At 69.1% G+C, this 19,197-nt stretch carries 17 protein-coding genes, 1 pseudogene and 1 riboswitch; of the genes and pseudogenes, 10 read left to right on the top strand and 8 right to left on the bottom strand.

Features of this window, described 5'->3' with window-relative positions; genetic code table 11:
- Nucleotides 1-26: 26 nt before the first annotated feature.
- Nucleotides 27-995, top strand: a complete 969-nt coding sequence (locus tag J2N69_RS24865; protein WP_127911458.1) for a diacylglycerol/lipid kinase family protein — start codon at nt 27-29, stop codon at nt 993-995.
- Between the two features lie 315 nt (nt 996-1,310).
- The gene (locus J2N69_RS24860) at nt 1,311-1,568 is read left to right on the top strand and encodes a WhiB family transcriptional regulator (RefSeq protein WP_016639615.1); all 258 of its coding nucleotides are present in this window, start codon (nt 1,311-1,313) and stop codon (nt 1,566-1,568) included.
- 253 nt (nt 1,569-1,821) lie between these two features.
- Here J2N69_RS24860 and J2N69_RS24855 read toward each other — a convergent pair whose 3' ends face one another.
- On the bottom strand, nt 1,822-3,288 hold the full coding sequence (locus J2N69_RS24855) for a sensor histidine kinase (RefSeq protein WP_230904860.1): 1,467 nt from the start codon (nt 3,286-3,288) through the stop codon (nt 1,822-1,824).
- Nucleotides 3,289-3,635: 347 nt separating this feature from the next.
- Entirely contained in the window at nt 3,636-4,253 is a 618-nt protein-coding gene (locus J2N69_RS24850) for a TetR/AcrR family transcriptional regulator (RefSeq protein ID WP_230902696.1), read from the bottom strand.
- A 93-nt stretch (nt 4,254-4,346) separates the two neighbouring features.
- Between J2N69_RS24850 and J2N69_RS24845 the strand changes: the two genes are divergently transcribed.
- Together J2N69_RS24845 and nagB are read left to right on the top strand one after the other, a co-directional pair.
- The gene (locus tag J2N69_RS24845; RefSeq protein WP_230902695.1) at nt 4,347-5,117 is read left to right on the top strand and encodes an SDR family oxidoreductase; all 771 of its coding nucleotides are present in this window, start codon (nt 4,347-4,349) and stop codon (nt 5,115-5,117) included.
- Nucleotides 5,118-5,567: 450 nt separating this feature from the next.
- Nucleotides 5,568-6,353 carry a glucosamine-6-phosphate deaminase gene (gene nagB / locus J2N69_RS24840; RefSeq protein WP_230902694.1) on the top strand — a complete coding sequence of 262 codons (786 nt, stop codon included), beginning with the start codon at nt 5,568-5,570 and terminating at the stop codon, nt 6,351-6,353.
- A gap of 71 nt (nt 6,354-6,424) precedes the next feature.
- On the opposite strand, the gene J2N69_RS24835 is transcribed toward nagB, so the two are convergent.
- The 6 genes and pseudogenes from J2N69_RS24835 to J2N69_RS24810 all read right to left on the bottom strand — a co-directional run bounded on the left by J2N69_RS24835 (nt 6,425) and on the right by J2N69_RS24810 (nt 12,748).
- Complete coding sequence (locus J2N69_RS24835; RefSeq protein ID WP_230902693.1) at nt 6,425-7,156, bottom strand: hypothetical protein; 732 nt, start codon at nt 7,154-7,156, stop codon at nt 6,425-6,427.
- A 135-nt stretch (nt 7,157-7,291) separates the two neighbouring features.
- On the bottom strand, nt 7,292-7,756 hold the full coding sequence (locus J2N69_RS24830; protein ID WP_230902692.1) for a lactococcin 972 family bacteriocin: 465 nt from the start codon (nt 7,754-7,756) through the stop codon (nt 7,292-7,294).
- Nucleotides 7,757-7,990: 234 nt separating this feature from the next.
- A pseudogene (locus J2N69_RS24825) lies at nt 7,991-9,506 on the bottom strand (glycoside hydrolase family 3 protein).
- Nucleotides 9,507-9,512: 6 nt separating this feature from the next.
- Nucleotides 9,513-10,343, bottom strand: a complete 831-nt coding sequence (locus J2N69_RS24820) for a carbohydrate ABC transporter permease (RefSeq protein WP_230902691.1) — start codon at nt 10,341-10,343, stop codon at nt 9,513-9,515.
- Nucleotides 10,340-11,329 (bottom strand): carbohydrate ABC transporter permease, encoded by a 990-nt coding sequence (locus J2N69_RS24815; RefSeq protein WP_230902690.1) that lies wholly within the window; start codon nt 11,327-11,329, stop codon nt 10,340-10,342. The genes J2N69_RS24820 and J2N69_RS24815 overlap by 4 nt, the downstream gene beginning before the upstream one ends.
- A gap of 144 nt (nt 11,330-11,473) precedes the next feature.
- Complete coding sequence (locus J2N69_RS24810) at nt 11,474-12,748, bottom strand: extracellular solute-binding protein (RefSeq protein WP_230902689.1); 1,275 nt, start codon at nt 12,746-12,748, stop codon at nt 11,474-11,476.
- A 324-nt stretch (nt 12,749-13,072) separates the two neighbouring features.
- Here J2N69_RS24810 and J2N69_RS24805 point away from each other — a divergent pair, with 324 nt between their 5' ends.
- The 6 genes from J2N69_RS24805 (at nt 13,073) to J2N69_RS24780 (ending at nt 18,898) form a co-directional block, all read left to right on the top strand.
- Nucleotides 13,073-13,855: a GntR family transcriptional regulator gene (locus tag J2N69_RS24805; RefSeq protein ID WP_127911086.1), complete on the top strand. Its 783-nt coding sequence runs from the start codon at nt 13,073-13,075 to the stop codon at nt 13,853-13,855.
- Between the two features lie 83 nt (nt 13,856-13,938).
- Complete coding sequence (locus J2N69_RS24800; RefSeq protein ID WP_230902688.1) at nt 13,939-16,077, top strand: carbon starvation CstA family protein; 2,139 nt, start codon at nt 13,939-13,941, stop codon at nt 16,075-16,077.
- Nucleotides 16,074-16,271: a YbdD/YjiX family protein gene (locus J2N69_RS24795; protein ID WP_269075631.1), complete on the top strand. Its 198-nt coding sequence runs from the start codon at nt 16,074-16,076 to the stop codon at nt 16,269-16,271. Before J2N69_RS24800 ends, J2N69_RS24795 begins: the two co-directional genes overlap by 4 nt.
- 133 nt (nt 16,272-16,404) lie before the next feature.
- Nucleotides 16,405-16,674 carry a DUF3311 domain-containing protein gene (locus tag J2N69_RS24790; RefSeq protein ID WP_230902687.1) on the top strand — a complete coding sequence of 90 codons (270 nt, stop codon included), beginning with the start codon at nt 16,405-16,407 and terminating at the stop codon, nt 16,672-16,674.
- A 2-nt stretch (nt 16,675-16,676) separates the two neighbouring features.
- The gene (gene mctP, locus J2N69_RS24785) at nt 16,677-18,317 is read left to right on the top strand and encodes a monocarboxylate uptake permease MctP (RefSeq protein ID WP_408056911.1); all 1,641 of its coding nucleotides are present in this window, start codon (nt 16,677-16,679) and stop codon (nt 18,315-18,317) included.
- A gap of 77 nt (nt 18,318-18,394) precedes the next feature.
- Nucleotides 18,395-18,898 (top strand): GNAT family N-acetyltransferase, encoded by a 504-nt coding sequence (locus J2N69_RS24780; protein WP_230902686.1) that lies wholly within the window; start codon nt 18,395-18,397, stop codon nt 18,896-18,898.
- Between the two features lie 73 nt (nt 18,899-18,971).
- A riboswitch (adenosylcobalamin-variant (AdoCbl-variant) riboswitch) is annotated at nt 18,972-19,069 on the top strand.
- The last annotated feature ends 128 nt before the right edge of the window (nt 19,070-19,197 follow it).

The following is a 19,197-nucleotide window of genomic DNA, read 5'->3' as shown; positions in this document are numbered from 1 at the left end:
AAAGACGGCTGGGTAGGCTGCTGAGCATGCGTGCACTCCTCGTGGTCAACCCGGCGGCAACCACCACCAGTGCGCGTACGCGTGACGTGCTGGTCCACGCGCTGGCGAGCGAGATGAAGCTCGAGGCGGTCACCACCGAGTACCGCGGGCACGCCAGAGACCTCGGCCGGCAGGCCGCGGAGAGCGAGGACATAGAGCTGGTCGTCGCCCTCGGCGGTGACGGCACGGTCAACGAAGTCGTGAACGGCCTGCTGCACCACGGGCCCGACCCCGACCGCCTCCCGCGCCTCGCGGTCGTCCCCGGCGGCTCCACGAACGTCTTCGCGCGGGCCCTGGGGCTGCCGAACGACGCCGTGGAGGCCACCGGCGCCCTGCTCGACGCCCTGCGCGAGGGCAGCGAGCGCACGGTCGGCCTCGGCCTCGCGGGCGGCACACCGGGCACGGAGGACGAGGCCGTGCCCTCGCGCTGGTTCACGTTCTGCGCCGGCCTCGGCTTCGACGGCGGCGTGGTCGGCAGGGTCGAGCAGCAGCGGGAACGCGGCAGACGCTCCACCCACGCCCTGTATGTGCGCCAGGTGCTCCGTCAGTTCCTCGACGAGCCCCATCGGCGGCACGGCATGATCACGGTGGAGCGGCCCGGCGAGGAGCCGGTGACGGACCTGGTGATGTCCATAGTCTGCAACACCTCGCCCTACTCCTACCTGGGCAATCGCCCGCTCTACGCGTCCCCGCAGGCCTCCTTCGACACCGGCCTTGACGTACTCGGTCTGAAGAAGCTCTCCACGGCCGCGGTGGCCCGATACGGCACGCAGCTGCTGATGTCGACGCCGGAGCGGGGACCCCACGGTAAGCACGCGGTCACGCTCCACGACCTCACCGACTTCACCTTGCATTCCAAGGTTCCGCTCCCCCTCCAGATGGACGGCGACCACCTGGGACTGCGCACGAGCGTGACGTTCACAGGCGTTCGCCGTGCACTGCGTGTGATTGTGTGAGTGGAAGGGCCTAAAGTCCTTTCACTCGAACGTTTAGGCCAGGGTCCACCCCATGGAAGTACGGCTGTGACCCAGTCGACACTGAGGAATCAAAAAAAACTTTCCGGAAGGGGTTGTATCCGCCGCCGAGGTTTGCGAATCTCTACATGGCGATCGGGACGGCCCACAACATCGGCCCCGCAGAAAGCCAGAACCCCTCCTCCACCACAGGTCCACACCAGGCGACTGGGCGTTGACCTTCCCGCGTCGAGGGATTCGTGAAAGCGTTCACATTCACAAGCAACCTGCATGTAATACCAAGGAGAGGTAGCAGCCATGGACTGGCGTCACAACGCCGTTTGCCGCGAGGAAGACCCCGAGCTCTTCTTCCCCATCGGCAACACCGGTCCTGCGCTGCTGCAGATCGAGGAAGCCAAGGCCGTCTGCCGTCGCTGCCCCGTTATGGAGCAGTGCCTGCAGTGGGCGCTTGAGTCCGGCCAGGACTCCGGCGTCTGGGGTGGCCTCAGCGAGGACGAGCGCCGCGCAATGAAGCGCCGCGCCGCTCGCAACCGTGCACGCCAGGCCAGCGCCTGACGCCCACGCCCCCCACGAGCCCAAGCTTGGCGGCGCGTACAGCGAGTACGCATCTCCCGCCCCCGAGCCGCAGCCGCGCAGTACCCCCGATGCGCATCGCAACGTGAGCAGTGAGCCCCGGACCACACAGGTCCGGGGCTCACTGCTGTGTGCGGTGCCATTGCTGTGTGCCGTGCCACTGTTACGTGCGGGCTGCTGTGCGCGGTGGGTGTCGCCGTGGGCGGTGGGCGTCGTAGCCGTGCGTGACGTTCACCTACTTGTCCGCGCTGACCGGGACGTCGAGGATCACCTGTGTGCCGCCCTCCGGGGCGCGGACCATGTCGAAGGTGCCGCCCAGCTCCCCCTCCACCAGGGTGCGCACGATTTGCAGACCGAGGTTGCCGGAGCGGTGCGGGTCGAAGTCCTCGGGCAGACCGACGCCGTCGTCCTGGACCGTGATCAGCAGCCGCGCGTCCTTGCTCGTGCCGCCGCGCACAGCGGAGACCTCGACCGTGCCGGTGTCCCCCTCGCGGAAGCCGTGCTCCAGGGCGTTCTGCAGAATCTCGGTGAGGACCATGGAGAGCGGGGTCGCCACCTCCGCGTCGAGGATGCCGAAGCGTCCGGTGCGCCGGCCCGTGACCTTGCCGGGCGAGATCTCGGCGACCATCGCGAGCACCCGGTCGGCGATCTCGTCGAACTGCACGCGCTCGTCCAGGTTCTGCGAGAGCGTCTCGTGGACGATGGCGATGGAACCCACCCGGCGCACGGCCTCCTCCAGCGCCTCCCGGCCCTTGGTGGAGTCAATGCGGCGGGCTTGCAGGCGCAGCAGCGCGGCGACTGTCTGGAGGTTGTTCTTCACCCGGTGGTGGATCTCCCGGATGGTCGCGTCCTTCGTGATCAACTCCCGCTCGCGGCGGCGCAGTTCCGTGACGTCGCGCAGGAGTACGAGTGAACCGATGCGGGGGCCCTTGGGCTTGAGCGGGATCGCGCGCAGCTGGATCACGCCGTCGCCACCCTCGATCTCGAACTCGCGCGGCGCCCAGCCGCTGGCGACCTTGGCCAGGGCCTCGTCCACCGGACCGCGGGACGGGGCGAGTTCGGCCGTGGCCCTGCCCAGATGGTGGCCCACCAGGTCGGACGCGAGGCCCAAACGGTGGTACGCGGAGAGGGCGTTCGGCGACGCGTACTGCACGATGCCGTCGGCGTCGAGCCGCAGCAGACCGTCCCCCACGCGCGGAGAGGCGTCCATGTCGACCTGCTGTCCCGGGAACGGGAAGGACCCCGCGGCGATCATCTGCGCGAGGTCCGACGCCGACTGGAGGTAGGTCAGCTCCAGCCGCGAAGGGGTGCGGACCGTCAGCAAGTTGGTGTTGCGGGCGATCACGCCGAGGACGCGCCCCTCCCTGCGTACGGGGATGGACTCGACGCGTACGGGGACCTCCTCGCGCCACTCCGGGTCGCCCTCGCGCACGATGCGGCCCTCATCCAGGGCGGCGTCCAGGAGGGGACGCCGACCGCGCGGGACGAGGTGGCCGACCATGTCGTCCTGGTAGGAGGTGGGTCCGGTGTTCGGCCGCATCTGCGCCACGGAGACATAGCGGGTGCCGTCGCGCGTGGGGACCCACAGCACGAGGTCGGCGAAGGAGAGGTCGGAGAGCAGTTGCCACTCCGAGACCAGCAGATGCAGCCACTCGAGGTCGGAGTCACCGAGGGCGGTGTGCTGGCGTACGAGGTCGTTCATGGAGGGCACGTGTGCGAGCGTACCTGTCGCGTGCGGCGAGGCCCTGTCGCGGAGATTCCCGAGGAGCTCGACGGGCCCGACGAGCCGCGGCGCCAGGGCGGGACCCTCAACCCGCCCACGGCACCGCAGCCCTTCAGGTGCATCGGCCGCCAGAATGTGCGGTACTGGCCGGCCGATCGAGAGGCTCCGACGCGGTCAGGGCAGAGAGCGTCGGGTCCTCGGTCCGCTCTCCTGTGCGGGAAGAGCGGAGACTTTACCCACGCATTGTGGACTAGACCATTCTGTCATGTCTATGCGTCGGCAGATCTTTGTCCGGGCGGGATCGTAAGACCCCCATGGCGAGCCCGTCAGACCCCATTGTGCGCCTGCGGACCCGGTGGCCACGCCCGCATCGCGAGATCGGCCACCGCTTCGAGATCCTGCTCGGTGGCGCCGTCCCTGGCCTGCTGGGACATGCCCTGCAGGACCGCCGCCGTGTAGCGGGCGAGGGCGGTGGGGTCGGTGTCCTCGGGCAGCTCTCCCGCCGCGACGGCCGCGCGGATGCGGGACGCGATGTCCGCGACGTTGGCGTTGCGTCGCTCGCGCAGGGCCTCTTCCACCTCCGGCGTCGTGCAGTTGGTGGCCGCGGAGATGACCAGGCAGCCCGGGGGATGGGCCGGGTCGGTGTACTCGGCGGCGGCTTCGCGCAGCATGCGCCCGACGGCGCCGCGCACGGTGGGCTCCTCCTCGAAGGCGCGCCCGCCGAAGGCGCCGTGGGTGACTCCATACCGCACGACGACCTCGTCGAAGAGGGTCCGCTTGTCGCCGAACGCGGCGTACAGGCTGGGCGCCCCGATGCCCATGACGCGCGTCAGGTCGGAGACGGATGTCGCTTCGTACCCGCGCTCCCAGAAGGCGCGGAGCGCCTGCTCCAGGGCTGTGTCGCGGTCGAAGGATCGGGGGCGGCCGCGCTGTTTCGTCGCCATGGGGTGAATTGTATAGCGGGCACTAGAAAAATCGATCGGGGTCGGCTACGGTTTTTTCTGTAGCGACCACTAGAAAAAGAGGGGGCGTCTGAGATGGCTGCAACCACGGGCAGGCTCGCGGGGAAGACGGCGCTGGTCACGGGCGGGAGCCGGGGCATCGGGCGGGGCATCGCGGAGCGGCTCGGGCGGGACGGCGCGCGGGTGGCCGTGCACTACGGCAGCAACGAGACCGCCGCGAAGGAGACGGTGGACGCGATCGAGGCGGCGGGCGGTTCCGCCTTCGCGATCGGTGCGGAGCTGGGCGTCGCGGGGGATGCCCAGACGCTGTGGTCCCGCTTCGACGCGCACGCGGACGGGCTGGACATCCTGGTGAACAACGCCGGGATCAGCACCTCGCACCCCTTCGCCGAGACGGACGAGGCGGAGTACGACCGCTTGTTCGCCGTAAACGCGCAAGCGCCGTACTTCATCACACAGCTCGGCGCGGAGCGGCTGCGGGACGGCGGCCGGATCATCAACATCTCGTCCGGCGCCTCCCGGGCCGCGCTGATGCCGGAGATCATGACGTACGCGATGACGAAGGGCGCCCTGGACGTCTTCACCCGGAATCTGTCGAAGGTGTTGGGCCCCCGCGGGATCACGGTGAACTCGGTGGCACCCGGGATCATCGACACGGACATCAACGCCGCCTGGCTGCGCGGCGAGGAGAACCGCGCCGCATGGGAGAGCTCCGCGCGGCTCTCGGCGCTCGGCCGCGTCGGCGCCGCGTCGGACGTCGCCGACGTGGTGGCCTTCCTCGCGTCGGACGACGGCAGGTGGGTCACCGGGCAGTGGATAGACGCGACCGGCGGTTCGCTGCCGTAGCCGGTCGCGGGGGGGGGGTGGCGCCCGGGGTGCGGCACCCGGGGCGGCACTCCGGGGGGGGCGGCCCGTCAGCGACCCCGGTCACGTCGGCCTGCGTCGGCCCGTCAGCGGCTCCCGGTCACGTCGGCCTCCGGCGTCCCTTCGCGCCGCGCCTCCGGCCGGGGGCGCGGAGGCCGCCCGGCGACGGGCCGGCTCGCTCGCGGCCTGCCCGCCCGGGACGAGGGTCTGGAAGGGTCGGCCGACGCCAGCCGTTCCAGGTGCGAGGCATCGGACCGACCACGCCTCCTCCGTACGTTCGTCCGACGGGCGCGGGTGGGGTGCAGGGGCGAGCATGGACGGCGGGAAACGAACTGGCTCGGGGGCAGCACTCTGCTAGATTGGTCTATACCACAGTGTCCCCTTGAGACCACAGTGTCCCGTGAGTCCCCTCTCCAGATCGGCAGGCCCAGCGTGGAAGTTGTCATCGTCCCGGACGCCAAGGCAGGCGGCGAGCTCATCGCGGAGGCCATGGCCGCCCTGGTGCGCCGTAAGCCTGACGCCCTGCTCGGTGTCGCCACCGGGTCCACCCCGCTGCCCATCTACGAAGCGCTGGCCGCCAAGGTCGCCGCCGGTGCCGTGGATGCCTCGCGGGCGCGGATCTGCCAGCTCGACGAGTACGTGGGCCTGCCGGCCGGGCACCCGGAGTCGTACCGCTCGGTGGTCCTGCGGGAGGTCGTGGAGCCGCTCGGCCTGAGCGAGTCGGCGTTCATGGGGCCCGACGGCAGTGCCGAGGACGTCCAGGCGGCATGCGAGGCGTACGACAAGGCGCTCGCCGAGGCGGGGGGTGTCGATCTCCAGTTGCTCGGAATCGGGACCGACGGGCACATCGGGTTCAACGAGCCCTGCTCCTCGCTCGCTTCGCGCACGCGCATCAAGACGCTGACGGAGCAGACGCGGGTGGACAACGCGCGCTTCTTCGACGGGGATATCGAGCAGGTCCCCCACCACGTCATCACCCAGGGGATTGGCACGATCCTGGAGGCGCGGCACCTCGTGCTGCTGGCCACGGGCGAGGGGAAGGCGGACGCGGTGGCCGCGACGGTGGAGGGGCCGGTCGCCTCGATCGTCCCCGCGTCGGCCCTTCAGCTGCACCCGCACGCCACGGTCGTGGTGGACGAGGCCGCCGCCTCCAAGCTGAAGCTCGCCGACTACTTCCGGCACACCTACGCCAACAAGCCTGCTTGGCAGGGTCTGTAGGAGCGTTCTCGCAACGTTGGGCCCGGGAGTGCGGGGGTCCGCCCCGTCGCGCAGACGCGTCAGGCGAACCCTCAGGCCCCGGGCCGCCGCCGTCGTCGACTGTCGAGCGCTGTCAGAACGGCCACGGCGATGAGGGCCGCGATCGCCGCTGCGCGGGTGCCGCTCCATGTGGTGGTGGTGAGGGAACCCTGCAGATCCGCCTCGGCCCCCAACCGCATAGTGGTTTCCACGATGACCACCAGAGGGATCACGAGACGACACGGGAAGCGGTACGCGGAATTCCGGGCAAGGTTTCCCGCTGCTCCGAGGAGAGGTCCGAAGAGCAAGGCAAAGAAGCACCACAAAAGCGTCTTCGATATAAAACCGTCCCAGTCGAATTGCGTCGCCTGTCCTGTCGGGTCGCTGAGGTCCGCCGCAAGATAAGCGCCCTGCTGGGCTTTTGTCGCGTAGTAAACGCAAACCGCGCTCAGCAATGCGAGAGTTCCTGTCGCGGCGGATCGCATCTTCGACCCGCCCGCCATTCCCACGAAATAGGCGAGGGCGGCCCAGCTCCAGCCTGCGCTGAGCGTCAGATGCGCCACCTGACCGCATGGCGCATCGGTCGCCAGGAGCAAGGGGCCGGAAGCCCCGAGGATCGCGCCGATCACCAGGGCCAGGGGATACGCGACCAGCGGGGAATGAGCGTGCGGAGGCAGCCGTAGTGGAAACCGGCTTCGCTCGGTATCGGCACGAGTGTCGGTGCTATGGGTGTCGCTTTCGGAGCCGGTGCCGGTCCTCGTGTTCGGCAGGCCAGTCTGGTGCATGCTGCGTTGTCACCGCCGCGGGAGAGCGCGTCTGAAGGGGGAAGGCCGGGGCGCGCGCGGCCCTGGCCACCGGCTTCGAGAAGCCGTGTGACCAGGGCCGCGAGAGGCGCTACACGGATGGGTGGAGCGTGGTTTTTAGTAGACGCCCCAGTAGGTGTGGCACGTGTACGCGCCACCGGAGATCGCGGAGGCGTTCGCCCAGATGTCCGCGGCCTGGATGTCCTTGTCGGTCTGGGAAGCGATAGCGACGCTCGCCGAGTGCTTCTTCGTGGGGTGGATGTAGTTCGAGTAGCACTTCTTGCCCGAGATGACGGCCGAGGTGCCATAGGACCAGGTGCCGCCACCGACGGACTGGGTCGCCTTGGGGGTGATCGAGCCCGACTTCGCGACGGGAATCGCGGCCACGCCCCACTTGGTCGGCTTTTCGCCGTTCGGGCCTATGAGCTGCGCCGGCGGAGCGACAGAGGACTTCGCCGTGTATACGAGAGGCTGAGGAGTCGCGGCGACCGAGGGGCCGGCGGTAGCCAGAGTTCCGGCGGCGGCCACCGTCATGATGGTGGCAACGGCGAGCTTCTTGACCGACTGCATGATGTCGTCCATCTCTTAGTACTGAACCGGTAAGGACTGGGCCCGTCCGCGATGATCATGCCATCTCGTCACGTGATTGAGGAGAAATTCTTCCGTTCAGATTTCACCAACTCCCAACAAATGAAAAATTGTTGAAAAATGAACGGTAAGCGGAATGGAACATACCTATATTGACGGCCTATTAGTCGCCGTATGCGGAAGGGGCGCCCCCGGAAAGGAGCGCCCCTTTGGTATGCGGTCAGGCTGTCAGGTGCCGGTGATGACCTCCGCCGCCGCCTCGCCGCAGACCCGCGCCGCGCCGCGCGTCGCGATGTGGAGGGCGCCGGTCGGGGCGGACTGGGGGACGCCCATCTCCACCACCACGGTGTCCGGGCGGGACGCCACGAGCGTGTGTACCGCCGCGGACATCCACGCGTGGCGGTGCGCGTCGCGGACCACCGCCACGATGCGGCGCTCCCCCGCCGCCGCGAGGGCCTCGGTGCCCGCCCCGTCGCCGGAGAAGCTGCCGGAGGCCGTGCCGGGGAGGCGGTGTTCGAGCGCGGCGGTGACGCCCCACGGGGTCTCGTCGCCGACCGCGATGTTCGGGAGCGGCGTGAAGGTGGCGACGTAGGGCGGCTCGGTGACCGGGGCCGTGTAGGTCTCGCCGCGTGTGACCGTCAGCGCGCGGCGGGCCGCGACCAGGCCTATTCCGGTGTCGGGCGCGCCCCGAACGCTCGGCCGCGCCCGACACCGAAGCCCAGTCCGCCAGCGCCCGCACGCGGTCGGCCGCGTCGGCGAGGCGTTCCTCGGACAGTTCGCCCGAGCGCACCGCGGCGACGAAGGCGTCCCGCAGCCGCAGCACCGTGCCCTCGTCGGAGGGCCCGCCGCCCACGCAGATCGCGTCGGCGCCCGCGGCGATGGCGAGGACGCAGCCGCGCTCGAAGCCGTAGCGGCCCGCGATGGCCTGCATGTCCATGCCGTCGGTGACGATCAGGCCGTCATAGCCGAACTCCCCGCGCAGCAGGTCGGTGAGGATGCGGCGGGAGACCGTCCCCGGGTTCTCCGGGTCCAGGGCGGGGGCGAGGATGTGGGCGCTCATCACGGCGCGCGTGCCGGCCGCGAGGGCGGCGCGGAACGGCGCGAGGTCGCGGGAGTTCAGCACGTCCCGGTCGACGTCGATGACCGGCACGGAGTGGTGCGAGTCGATCGCCGTGTCGCCGTGGCCCGGGAAGTGCTTGGCGGAGGTGGCGACGCCGGACGACTGCATGCCCTCGACATAGGCGGCGGTGTGCCGGGCCACGAGCTGCGGGTCGGCGCCGAAGGAGCGTACGCCGATGACGGGGTTGTCCGGGTTGGCGTTGACGTCCGCCGAGGGCGCCCAGTTGAAGTTGATGCCGCAGGCCGCGAGCCGGCGGCCGAGGTCGGCGGCCACCTCGCGGGTCAGCGCGGGATCGTCGACGGCGCCGAGGGCGAAGTTGCCCGGGTAGGAGGAGCCGGTGCGCACCTCCAGGCGGGTGACGTCGCCGCTCTCCTCGTCGATGGCGACCAGCAGGTCCTCGCGTTCGGCGCGCAGCTGGGCGGTGAGCGCGGCGACCTGCTCGGCGGTCTTGACGTTGCGCCCGAACAGGCCGACGGAGGCGAGGCCCTCGCCGATCCTGCGGCGTACCCAGTCCGGCGCGGTGGTGCCGTCGAAGCCGGGCTGGAGGACGGCCAGGGCGTTGCGGGAGAGGGTGTCGCCGGAAGGCGTCGCGTCACCGGAGGCAGGCGTGGCAAGTGTCGTCATGTCGCGTTATCCCTTCACTGCGCCGTCGGTCAGGCCGCTGACGGCCCTGCGCTGCAGGAAGACGAAGAGGATCAGGATCGGGATGGCGAAGAGCGAGGCCGCGGCCATGGTGGCGCCCCAGTCGTCGCCGAAGGCGGTCTGGAAGCTGGAGAGCCACACCGGCAGGGTCTTGGCATCCGCTTCCTTGTTGAGCACGAGGACCAGCGGGAACTCGTTCCAGGCGGTGATGAAGCCGAAGAGCGAGGTCGACATCAGGCCCGGTGCGAGCAGCGGCAGGATCACGCGGCGGAAGGCCTGCATGCGCGTACAGCCGTCGACCATGGCGGACTCCTCCAGTTCCCTCGGCACGGCGGCGACGAAGCCGCGCAGCGTCAGGAGGGTGAAGGGCAGGATCATCACCATGTAGAAGAGGGTGAGCGGGAGCAGGCTGTTCAGCATGTCGGCGTCGCGCACGATGATGTAGATGGCGATGACCATGACTTCCCAGGGCGCCATCTGGGCGAGCATGAAGCCGATGATGAAGCCGCGCCGCCCCTTGAAGCGCATCCGGGCGAGGGCGAACGCCGCGGTGACGCCGATGATGAGCGAGAGGACGACCGCGCAGACCGTGACGGTGATCGAGTTGCCGACCATGGTCCAGAAGTGGTCGGCGTCCATGGCCGTCTTGAAGTGTTCGAACGTGGCGTCGGTCGGGAACCAGACCGGGTTCTCGCTGATGATGTCGCCGGTCGGCTTGAAGGCCGTCGCGAACATCCAGTACACGGGGAAGACGAAGAACAGGAAGAGAACGACGGCGGTCAGGTTGGGCCAGATCCGGCCCAGCGGCGAGCGCTTCACAGCTCGTCCTCCTCTTGCTTGAGCACGATCCGCAGGTAGTACGAGGTGATGGCCAGCAGGATGACGATGGTGAGCATCGCGATCGCCGCGCCCATGCCGAAGTGCTGGTTGCCCATGCCCTCGATGTAGGCGTAGACGGGCAGGATCTCGGTGAGCCGGTCCGGGCCGCCCTCGTTGAGGGTGAAGACCTGGACGAACGCCTTGAAGACCCAGATGATCTCCAGGAACGTCGTGGCGTAGAGGAAGGGCCGCAGGTACGGCAGGGTGACCGAGGTGAACTGCTGCCAGGCGCCGGCGCCGTCCAGCGAGGCGGCCTCGTACAGCTCCTTGGGGATGGTCGTCGTGGCGGCGTAGAGGTTGATCGCCACGAAGGGGATCGACTGCCAGACGATCAGGAGCAGGACCACGAAGAAGGTGGAGTACTGCGTGCTCAGCCAGTCGTGGTCGGCCATGGACTCGAAGCCGATCTTGGCGAGCACCCAGTTGACGACGCCGAAGCGCTGCGCGAACAGCCACTGGTAGACGGTGGTCGAGGCGACGACGGGCATCGCCCAGGCCAGGACGAGGCCGACCAGGAGCAGGGTCCGCATCTTGCGGCCGAGCCGTGCGAGCAGCAGGCCGACGAGCGTACCGAGGATCATGATCAGTACGACGTTGGCGGCGGTGAAGGCGACCGAGCGTCCGGTGACCCGCCAGAAGTCCTCTCCGGTGAGGATCTCCGCGTAGTTGTCGAACCCGTTCCACTCCGTGAGGTGCAGGATGAACTGCCTCATGTTGAGGTTCTGGAACGACAGCATCCCGTTGCTGACCAGCGGCCAGCCGAGCAGCAGCACGGTGGCGACGATCGCGGGGGCAAGGAGCAGATAGGGCGTCAGGCCGGCGAGACGCCCCGGGGTCGCGCGCGGGCCGCGTGGTCGTGGTCCGCCGTCCGGTGTCTGCACCTCCGTCGGGCCGGAGGGCGGCCGTTCGGTCTTCTGCACGGTCATACTCGCCATCTCTTTCGTGGGCATCGCGGCGGTACGCAGAGGTGTGCCGGGGGCGGCGAGGGCGTCTCACCCGCCGCCCCCGGCAAGGGGGTCCCCGCCGAGGGAGCCCCCGGCAGGAGGGCCCCCGTCAAGGGAGGGTGTCGTCTACTGCTTCTGCGCCAGGCGCTTGTTCAGCTCGCCCTCGACCTGCTCGGCGGCGGCCGCGGGCGACTTACCGTTGAGCACCGCGGTCATGTAGTTCTTGATCGGGTTCGGCGGGTTCTCGACCGCGCCCCACTCCGGGATCAGCGGGGTGATGCCGCCGCCGGGGGTGGCCGGGGTCATGGCCGCGGCGGCCGGATTGCCCTTGAGGGCGGACTCCAGCGACTCCTTGTTCGGGATGACGCCGCCTTCCTTGGCGAACTGCCCCTCGAACTTGTCGGACAGCGCGATCTTCAGGAACTCCTTGGCCAGCTCCTGCTTCTTGCTGGTCGCGGCGACGGCGAGGTTGGAGCCGCCGAGGAAGACGCCCTCGGGCTTGTCGGCCGTGGCACCGGGGATCGTGAAGTAGCCGATGTCCTTCGCGATCTTCTTGTCCGTCTTGATCGCGAGGTCCGCCTCCCACGGCATGCCGATGAACGTGGCGGTCTTGCCCTTGCCGAAGACCTCGCCCTGCTGCGGGGTGGCCTCGTCCTTGTTCTTGGGGGCCTTGGAGAGCTTCTGGAACTCCTGGTACGTCATCATGGCCTTGGCGACCTTGGGGTCGGCCAGGTTGGAGACGTACTTGTCGCCGTCCTTCTTGACCAGCTCGGCGCCCTCACCGATGGTCAGGCCGACGAAGTGGTACCAGAACTGGCCCGGCATGTAGATCGGCTCGGCGTCGGTCTTCGCACCGATCTGCTTGAGGTCCTTCAGGAACTGCTCGCGGGTCTTGGGGGTGTCCTTGATGCCCGCCTCGGCCCAGATCTTCTTGTTGTAGATCACGACGCGGTTGAGGACGAACCACGGAGCGGCGTACTGCTTGCCGTCGATGACCGAGGCCTTGTTCATCGACTCGGTCCAGTCGGCGCCGATCGACTCCTTGAGGTCACCCAGCTCGGCGAGGCCGCCGGTCTTGGCGTACGCGGCGGTCTGGGTGTTGCCGATCTCGAAGACGTCCGGCGGGTTCTCCTCGGAGAGGGCCGTGGTCAGCTTCTGCTGGATGCCGTTCCACTGCTGGACCTCGAACTTCAGCTTCGCGCCGGTCTTCTTCTCGAAGGCCGCCGTGACATCCTTCTGCCACTTGTCCGGCGTCGACCCGTCCATCGCCCAGAGCGTCAGCGTCTCGCCCTTGAAGCCGTCGGCACCGCCGGACTTCTTGTCCCCGTCGTCACCGCCGCAGGCCGCGACCGAGACCAACATGCCCGCGACACCGATGGCCGCTATGAGCTTGCGCTTCACGTCACCCTCCTCAAGGGATGCCAGTCAACCCCCCACCCGCAGCGACCGAATGGACCGAGATCTGCCCGTGGGACTGGAACCTGGTCTTTAATGGTGTAGACCAGTACGGGGAGCTTGGCCTAGACCTTTAGGGGTGTCAAGGGTGTATAAGAAGGGCTGTCACGTCCGTTATCGGACCGACACCTGAGCGGGCAGGCTCTCCCCCGAGCTCTCGACTTCGCTCGACCAGGGGGCACCCCCATGGCCCGTACCGTGCCACGATGTGAGCCGCGACAGACGGAGGAGCCGGTGACGGCAGCAGCACAGGAGCCGGGAAGGCTGACCATGGGCACCGAAGCGGGCAGCACGGGGACCGAAGCGGGCACGCCGCCGGAGGCACCCGGCGTCGGCCGCACCGCGCGCGTGCCCAAGTACTACCGCCTGAAGCGGCACTTGCTGGACATGACGGAGACGCTGCCGCCCGGCACCCCCGTCCCCCCGGAGCGCACGCTCGCCGCCGAGTTCGACACCTCGCGCACGACGGTCCGCCAAGCCCTGCAGGAACTGGTCGTCGAGGGCCGCCTGGAGCGCATCCAGGGCAAGGGCACCTTCGTCGCCAAGCCGAAGGTGTCGCAGGCCCTGCAACTCACCTCGTACACCGAGGACATGCGGGCCCAGGGCCTCGAGCCCACCTCGCAGCTCCTGGACGTCGGCTACATCACCGCCGACGACACCCTCGCCGGCCTGCTCGACATCGGCGCGGGCAGCCGCGTCCTGCGCGTCGAGCGGCTGCGCCTGGCCAACGGCGAGGCGATGGCCATCGAGACCACGCACCTGTCGGCCAAGCGCTTCCCCGCCCTGCGCCGTTCGCTGGTCAAGTACACCTCGCTCTACACCGCCCTCGCCGAGGTGTACGACGTACGCCTGGCCGAGGCCGAGGAGACCATCGAGACCTCGCTGGCCACCCCGCGCGAGGCGGGCCTGCTCGGCACCGACGTCGGCCTGCCGATGCTGCTGCTGTCCCGGCACTCGCTGGACGCCGCGGGCCGGCCGGTGGAGTGGGTGCGCTCGGTCTACCGCGGCGACCGCTACAAGTTCGTGGCCCGCCTCAAGCGCCCCACGGACTGACCCGCGCACCGGGGGTCTGGCGCGGATCACCTCCCTGCTCTACGTTCCTCCCGTCATCGCATGGTGAACGGGAGGACGACCCGGTGCGCAGAGCAGAACCCCGATCCATCGCCGTCTGGACCCTCGTCGCGCTGGTCGGCGCCGCGGGCTGGACCGTCCTGGCGCTCGCGCGCGACGAGGAGGTGTCGGCCGCCTGGATGGTGGCGGCGGCCCTCGGCTCGTACGCCATCGCGTACCGCTTCTACTCCAAGTTCATCGCGTACAAGGTCCTGAAGGTCGACGCGCGCCGGGCCACGCCCGCCGAGCGGCTCGACAACGGCATCGACTTCCATCCGACCGACCGGCGCGTGCTGCTCGGCCACCACTTCGCGGCGATCGCGGGCGCGGGACCGCTGGTGGGGCCGGTGCTCGCCGCCCAGATGGGGTATCTGCCGGGCACCATCTGGATCGTCGTCGGCGTGATCTTCGCGGGTGCCGTGCAGGACATGGTCGTGCTGTTCTTCTCCACCCGGCGGGACGGCAGGTCGCTCGGGCAGATGGCGCGGGACGAGATCGGGCCGTTCGGCGGGGCCGCGGCCCTGCTCGCCGCGTTCGCCATCATGATCATCCTGCTCGGGGTGCTCGCGCTCGTCATCGTCAACGCGCTCGCCGAGTCGCCGTGGGGCACCTTCTCCATCGCGATGACCATCCCGATCGCCCTGCTCATGGGCTTCTACCTGCGGGTCCTGCGCCCGGGCCGGGTCAGCGAGGTCTCGCTCATCGGCATCGCGCTGCTGCTGATCGCGCTGGTCGCCGGGCGCTGGGTCGCCGAGTCCTCGCTCGCGGACACCTTCACGCTCGCGCCCTCGACGCTGGTCGTCTGGCTGGTCGCGTACGGCTTCGTCGCCTCGATCCTGCCGGTGTGGATGCTGCTCGCGCCGCGCGACTACCTCTCCACCTTCATGAAGATCGGCACCATCCTGCTGCTCGCGCTCGGCGTCGTCGTCACCCTGCCGACGATGCGGATGGACCCGGTGACCGACTTCGCCTCACGCGGCGACGGGCCCGTCTTCGCCGGTTCACTCTTCCCCTTCGTCTTCATCACCATCGCGTGCGGGGCGCTGTCCGGCTTCCACGCGCTGATCTCCTCGGGCACCACACCGAAGATGATCCAGAAGGAGACGCAGGTCCGGATGATCGGGTACGGCTCCATGCTGATGGAGTCGTCCGTCGCGATCATGGCGCTCGTCGCGGCCTCGATCATCGACCCCGGCCTGTACTTCGCGATGAACGCGCCGGCGGGTGTCGTCGGCGACACCGTGCAGGAGGCCTCGAAGGCGGTCGCGAACTTCGGCTACAGCATCTCCCCCGCCGACCTGGCGCAGGCCGCCAAGAACGTGGAGGAGTCCTCGCTGCTCTCGCGCACGGGCGGCGCGCCGACGCTCGCGGTCGGCGTCTCGGAGATCTTCTCGCAGGTCACGGGCGGCTCGATGCGGGCCTTCTGGTACCACTTCGCGATCATGTTCGAGGCGCTGTTCATCCTGACCGCGCTCGACGCGGGCACGCGCGTGGGCCGCTTCATGCTCCAGGACATGCTCGGGAACGTCTACAAGCCGTTCAAGCGGGTGAGCTGGAAGCCCGGCCTGGTGCTGACCAGCGCCGCCGTCACCGGGCTGTGGGGGTACTTCCTGTGGGTCGGCGTCCACGAGCCGCTCGGCGGGATCAACCAGCTCTTCCCGGTCTTCGGCATCGCCAACCAGCTTCTCGCCGCCGTCGCCCTCACCGTCTGCACGACGCTGCTCGTGAAGTCAGGACGCCTCAAGTGGGCCTGGATCACCGGCGTTCCGCTCGCCTGGGACGCCACGGTGACCCTGACGGCGAGCTGGCAGAAGGTGTTCTCCGACGACCCGCGGGTCGGCTTCTTCAAGCAGCGCTCGATCTACCAGGACGCCATCGACGACGGCAAGGTCCTGCCGCCCGCCAAGACCATGGACGACATGCACACCGTCGTCACCAACTCGACGGTGGACGGCGTGCTTTCGGCGGCGCTCGCTCTGCTCATCGTCATCGTGATCGCCGACGCGGCACGGGTCTGCCTCAAGCACATCCGCGACCCCGAGGCCTCCCGGCTGAGCGAAGCGCCGTACGTGGAGTCGAAGGTGACGGCCCCCGCCGGGCTCTTCCCGACCGCCGAGGAGAAGCGGGAAGCGCGGCGCGACGGGACGCGGGAGCCTACGCGTTGACCTGGCTGCTGCGCGGGGTGCGCTGGATGCGGTGGTACGTCCGCGAGTTGACCGGCGAGTCGGCGTACGAGCGGTACGTGGCGCACGTACGCAAGGACCATCCGGCCGCGGCGGTGCCCAGCCGCCGTGACTTCGAGCGGATGCGGACGGACCGCCAGGAGTCGGACCCGCGGCAGGGGTTCCGCTGCTGCTGAGGGGGCGGCTGAACAGGCGGTACGGCACCTCCGGCACGCGTCCGTTATACGGACAGGGGTTCCATACCGCGAGACCGTGGCTTAGATTTCCCGCACGTTAAACATGGGACAAGTGAGGGAACGGAGCCGCGACATGTCAGATGCGCCGGAAGTGAACAGACCGGTGGTGACGCCGGTCCGCGTGGTCATCGCGGTCTGCCTTGTCGCACCGTTCGTGGCAATGCTCTGGGTGAGTTCGTACGCGAGGATCGAACCGACCTTCATAGGCATCCCGTTCTTCTACTGGTACCAGATGCTGTGGGTGGTCATCTCCACGCTGCTCACGATGATCGCGTACAAGCTGTGGCAGCGTGACCAGCGCGCCCGCGAGTCCGTGCGCGCCGAGGAAGGCGTGGCCCGGTGAACGTGCTCGCAGCAGGCACCGGCGGTGTCAACGGCGTCGCCCTCGCCGTCTTCGTCTTCTTCTTCGTCGCGGTCACGGTCATGGGCTTCCTGGCCGCCCGCTGGCGCAAGGCCGAGAACGACCAGAGCCTGGACGAATGGGGCCTCGGCGGCCGGTCGTTCGGCACCTGGGTCACGTGGTTCCTGCTCGGCGGCGACCTCTACACCGCGTACACCTTCGTGGCCGTCCCGGCGGCGATCTACGCGGCGGGCGCGGCCGGGTTCTTCGCGGTGCCGTACACCATCCTCGTCTATCCGCTGATCTTCACCTTCCTGCCGCGCCTGTGGTCGGTCTCGCACAAGCACGGCTATGTCACCACCTCGGACTTCGTGCGCGGACGCTTCGGCTCGAAGGGGCTCTCGCTGGCCGTCGCGGTCACCGGCCTGCTCGCCACGATGCCCTACATCGCGCTCCAACTCGTCGGCATCCAGGCCGTCCTGGACGTCATGGGCGTCGGCGGGGGCCCGGACACCAACTGGTTCATCAAGGACCTGCCGCTGCTGATCGCCTTCGCGGTGCTCGCCGCGTACACCTACTCGTCGGGGCTGCGCGCGCCCGCGCTGATCGCGTTCGTGAAGGACGGCCTGATCTACCTCGTCATCGTCGTCGCGATCATCTACATCCCGATCAAGCTGGGCGGCTTCGACGACATCTTCGCCAAGGCCGGCGACGCCTTCGCGCAGACCAACCCGGCGACCGACAAACCGCGCGGCGCGCTCGCGCCCGCCGAGGCCGGGCAGTGGACGTACGCGACGCTCGCGCTCGGTTCGGCGCTGGCGCTGTTCATGTATCCGCACTCGATCACCGCGACGCTCTCGTCCAGGAGCCGTGACGTGATCCGCCGCAACACCACGATCCTGCCGCTGTACTCGCTGATGCTCGGCCTGCTGGCGCTGCTCGGCTTCATGGCGATCGCGGCCGGGGTCAAGGTGGAGAACGGCCAGTTGGCGATCCCGCAGCTGTTCGAGGACATGTTCCCCGACTGGTTCACGGGCGTGGCGTTCGCGGCCATCGGCATCGGCGCGCTGGTCCCGGCGGCCATCATGTCGATCGCGGCCGCGAACCTCTTCACCCGCAACATCTACAAGGACTTCATCAGGCCCGACGCGACGCCCGCGCAGGAGACCAAGGTCTCCAAGCTGGTCTCGCTCCTGGTGAAGGTCGGCGCGCTCGTCTTCGTCCTCACCATGGACAAGACGGTCGCGATCAACTTCCAGCTGCTCGGCGGCATCTGGATTCTCCAGACGATGCCCGCGCTGGTCGGCGGCCTCTTCACGCGCTGGTTCCACCGCTGGGCGCTGCTGGGCGGCTGGGCGGTCGGCATGGTCTACGGCACACTGGCCGCGTACGGCGTCGCGTCGCCGACGCAGAAGCACTTCGGCGGCTCCTCGGACACGATCCCGGGCATCGGCGAGATCGGCTACATCGGCCTCACCGCGTTCGTCCTGAACGTCATCGTGACCGTGGTCCTCACCTTCGTCCTGAAGGCGCTGAAGGCCCCGGACGGCGTCGACGAGACCTCCCCCGGGGACTACACCGCCGACGCGGGCGACCCGGGCGTCATGGAGGAACTGCCCAAGGCGACCGCGGGCGCCGGGCACTGAGCCCCGCCCCGCCGCGACGGAGGGCCGCCGGAAAAACCGGCGGCCCTCTGTCGTACCCGTGTTGCACACTGCGGCCCATGGACACGACGACCCTCACGATCAGGCGGGCCCTCCCCGAGGAGTACGAGGCGCTGGGCGCCCTCACCGCGCAGGCCTATCTCGACGGCGGCCACCTGGACTTCGGGGAGGACGACCCCTACCTCGCCGTGCTGCGGGACGTGCCGGGACGCGCGGCGCACGCCGAGATCCTCGTCGCCGAGGTGGCGGGCAAGGTGCTCGGCGGCGTCACCTACGTCCCCTCCGGCGGGCCGATGGCCGACATCGCGGGCGCGAACGACGCGGAGATACGGATGCTCGCCGTCTCTGCCGAGGCGCGCGGCCGGGGCGCCGGCGAAGCGCTCGTACGGGAGTGCGTGCGACGCGCCAAGGAAGCGGGCCGCACCTCGCTCGTGCTGTCCACGCAGAGGTCCATGCACGCCGCCCACCGGCTGTACGAGCGCCTCGGGTTCGTACGGACGCCCGAGCGTGACTGGCGGCCGATCGAGACGGTGCCGCTGCTGGCGTACGCGCTGAAGCTCTAGCCACCACTCCGCGAGCCGACACAAGATGTGGGCCCGCTTCTCAGGCCCGGCACAAGATGTATGCTCGTGCTCGCTGTCGCCGCAGGGAAATCCGGTGCAAGTCCGGAACTGTCCCGCAACGGTGCATGTGTACGCATTCGGCGTACGCGGAGTCCGATGACCTGCCGACAGTGCACCCGTGCCGTCCGGCCCGGGTGCCGACCGTCCGGGCCTCGTGGAGTGGGCCGGTGGACGCGGTACGCCGCCCTGCCCGGGTGCGCCCGTGTGTGCCGTCCGCCTCCCCCTGGCCCAGAGCCGAG

The sequence above is a fragment of the Streptomyces huasconensis genome, from assembly GCF_021028635.1.
GTDB lineage: Bacteria > Actinomycetota > Actinomycetes > Streptomycetales > Streptomycetaceae > Streptomyces > Streptomyces huasconensis.
This window is presented reverse-complemented; position numbering and strand designations above follow the sequence as displayed.

What these genes read in the sequence shown, in the direction of transcription:
- J2N69_RS24865 (WP_127911458.1), top strand. Translation starts at nt 27, where the DNA reads ATGCGTGCACTCCTCGTGGTCAACCCGGCGGCAACCACCACCAGTGCG.
- J2N69_RS24860 (WP_016639615.1), top strand. Translation starts at nt 1,311, where the DNA reads ATGGACTGGCGTCACAACGCCGTTTGCCGCGAGGAAGACCCCGAGCTC.
- J2N69_RS24855 (WP_230904860.1), bottom strand. Translation starts at nt 3,288, where the DNA reads ATGAACGACCTCGTACGCCAGCACACCGCCCTCGGTGACTCCGACCTC.
- J2N69_RS24850 (WP_230902696.1), bottom strand. Translation starts at nt 4,253, where the DNA reads ATGGCGACGAAACAGCGCGGCCGCCCCCGATCCTTCGACCGCGACACA.
- J2N69_RS24845 (WP_230902695.1), top strand. Translation starts at nt 4,347, where the DNA reads ATGGCTGCAACCACGGGCAGGCTCGCGGGGAAGACGGCGCTGGTCACG.
- J2N69_RS24835 (WP_230902693.1), bottom strand. Translation starts at nt 7,156, where the DNA reads ATGCACCAGACTGGCCTGCCGAACACGAGGACCGGCACCGGCTCCGAA.
- J2N69_RS24830 (WP_230902692.1), bottom strand. Translation starts at nt 7,756, where the DNA reads ATGGACGACATCATGCAGTCGGTCAAGAAGCTCGCCGTTGCCACCATC.
- J2N69_RS24815 (WP_230902690.1), bottom strand. Translation starts at nt 11,329, where the DNA reads ATGACCGTGCAGAAGACCGAACGGCCGCCCTCCGGCCCGACGGAGGTG.
- J2N69_RS24805 (WP_127911086.1), top strand. Translation starts at nt 13,073, where the DNA reads ATGGGCACCGAAGCGGGCAGCACGGGGACCGAAGCGGGCACGCCGCCG.
- J2N69_RS24790 (WP_230902687.1), top strand. Translation starts at nt 16,405, where the DNA reads ATGTCAGATGCGCCGGAAGTGAACAGACCGGTGGTGACGCCGGTCCGC.
- J2N69_RS24780 (WP_230902686.1), top strand. Translation starts at nt 18,395, where the DNA reads ATGGACACGACGACCCTCACGATCAGGCGGGCCCTCCCCGAGGAGTAC.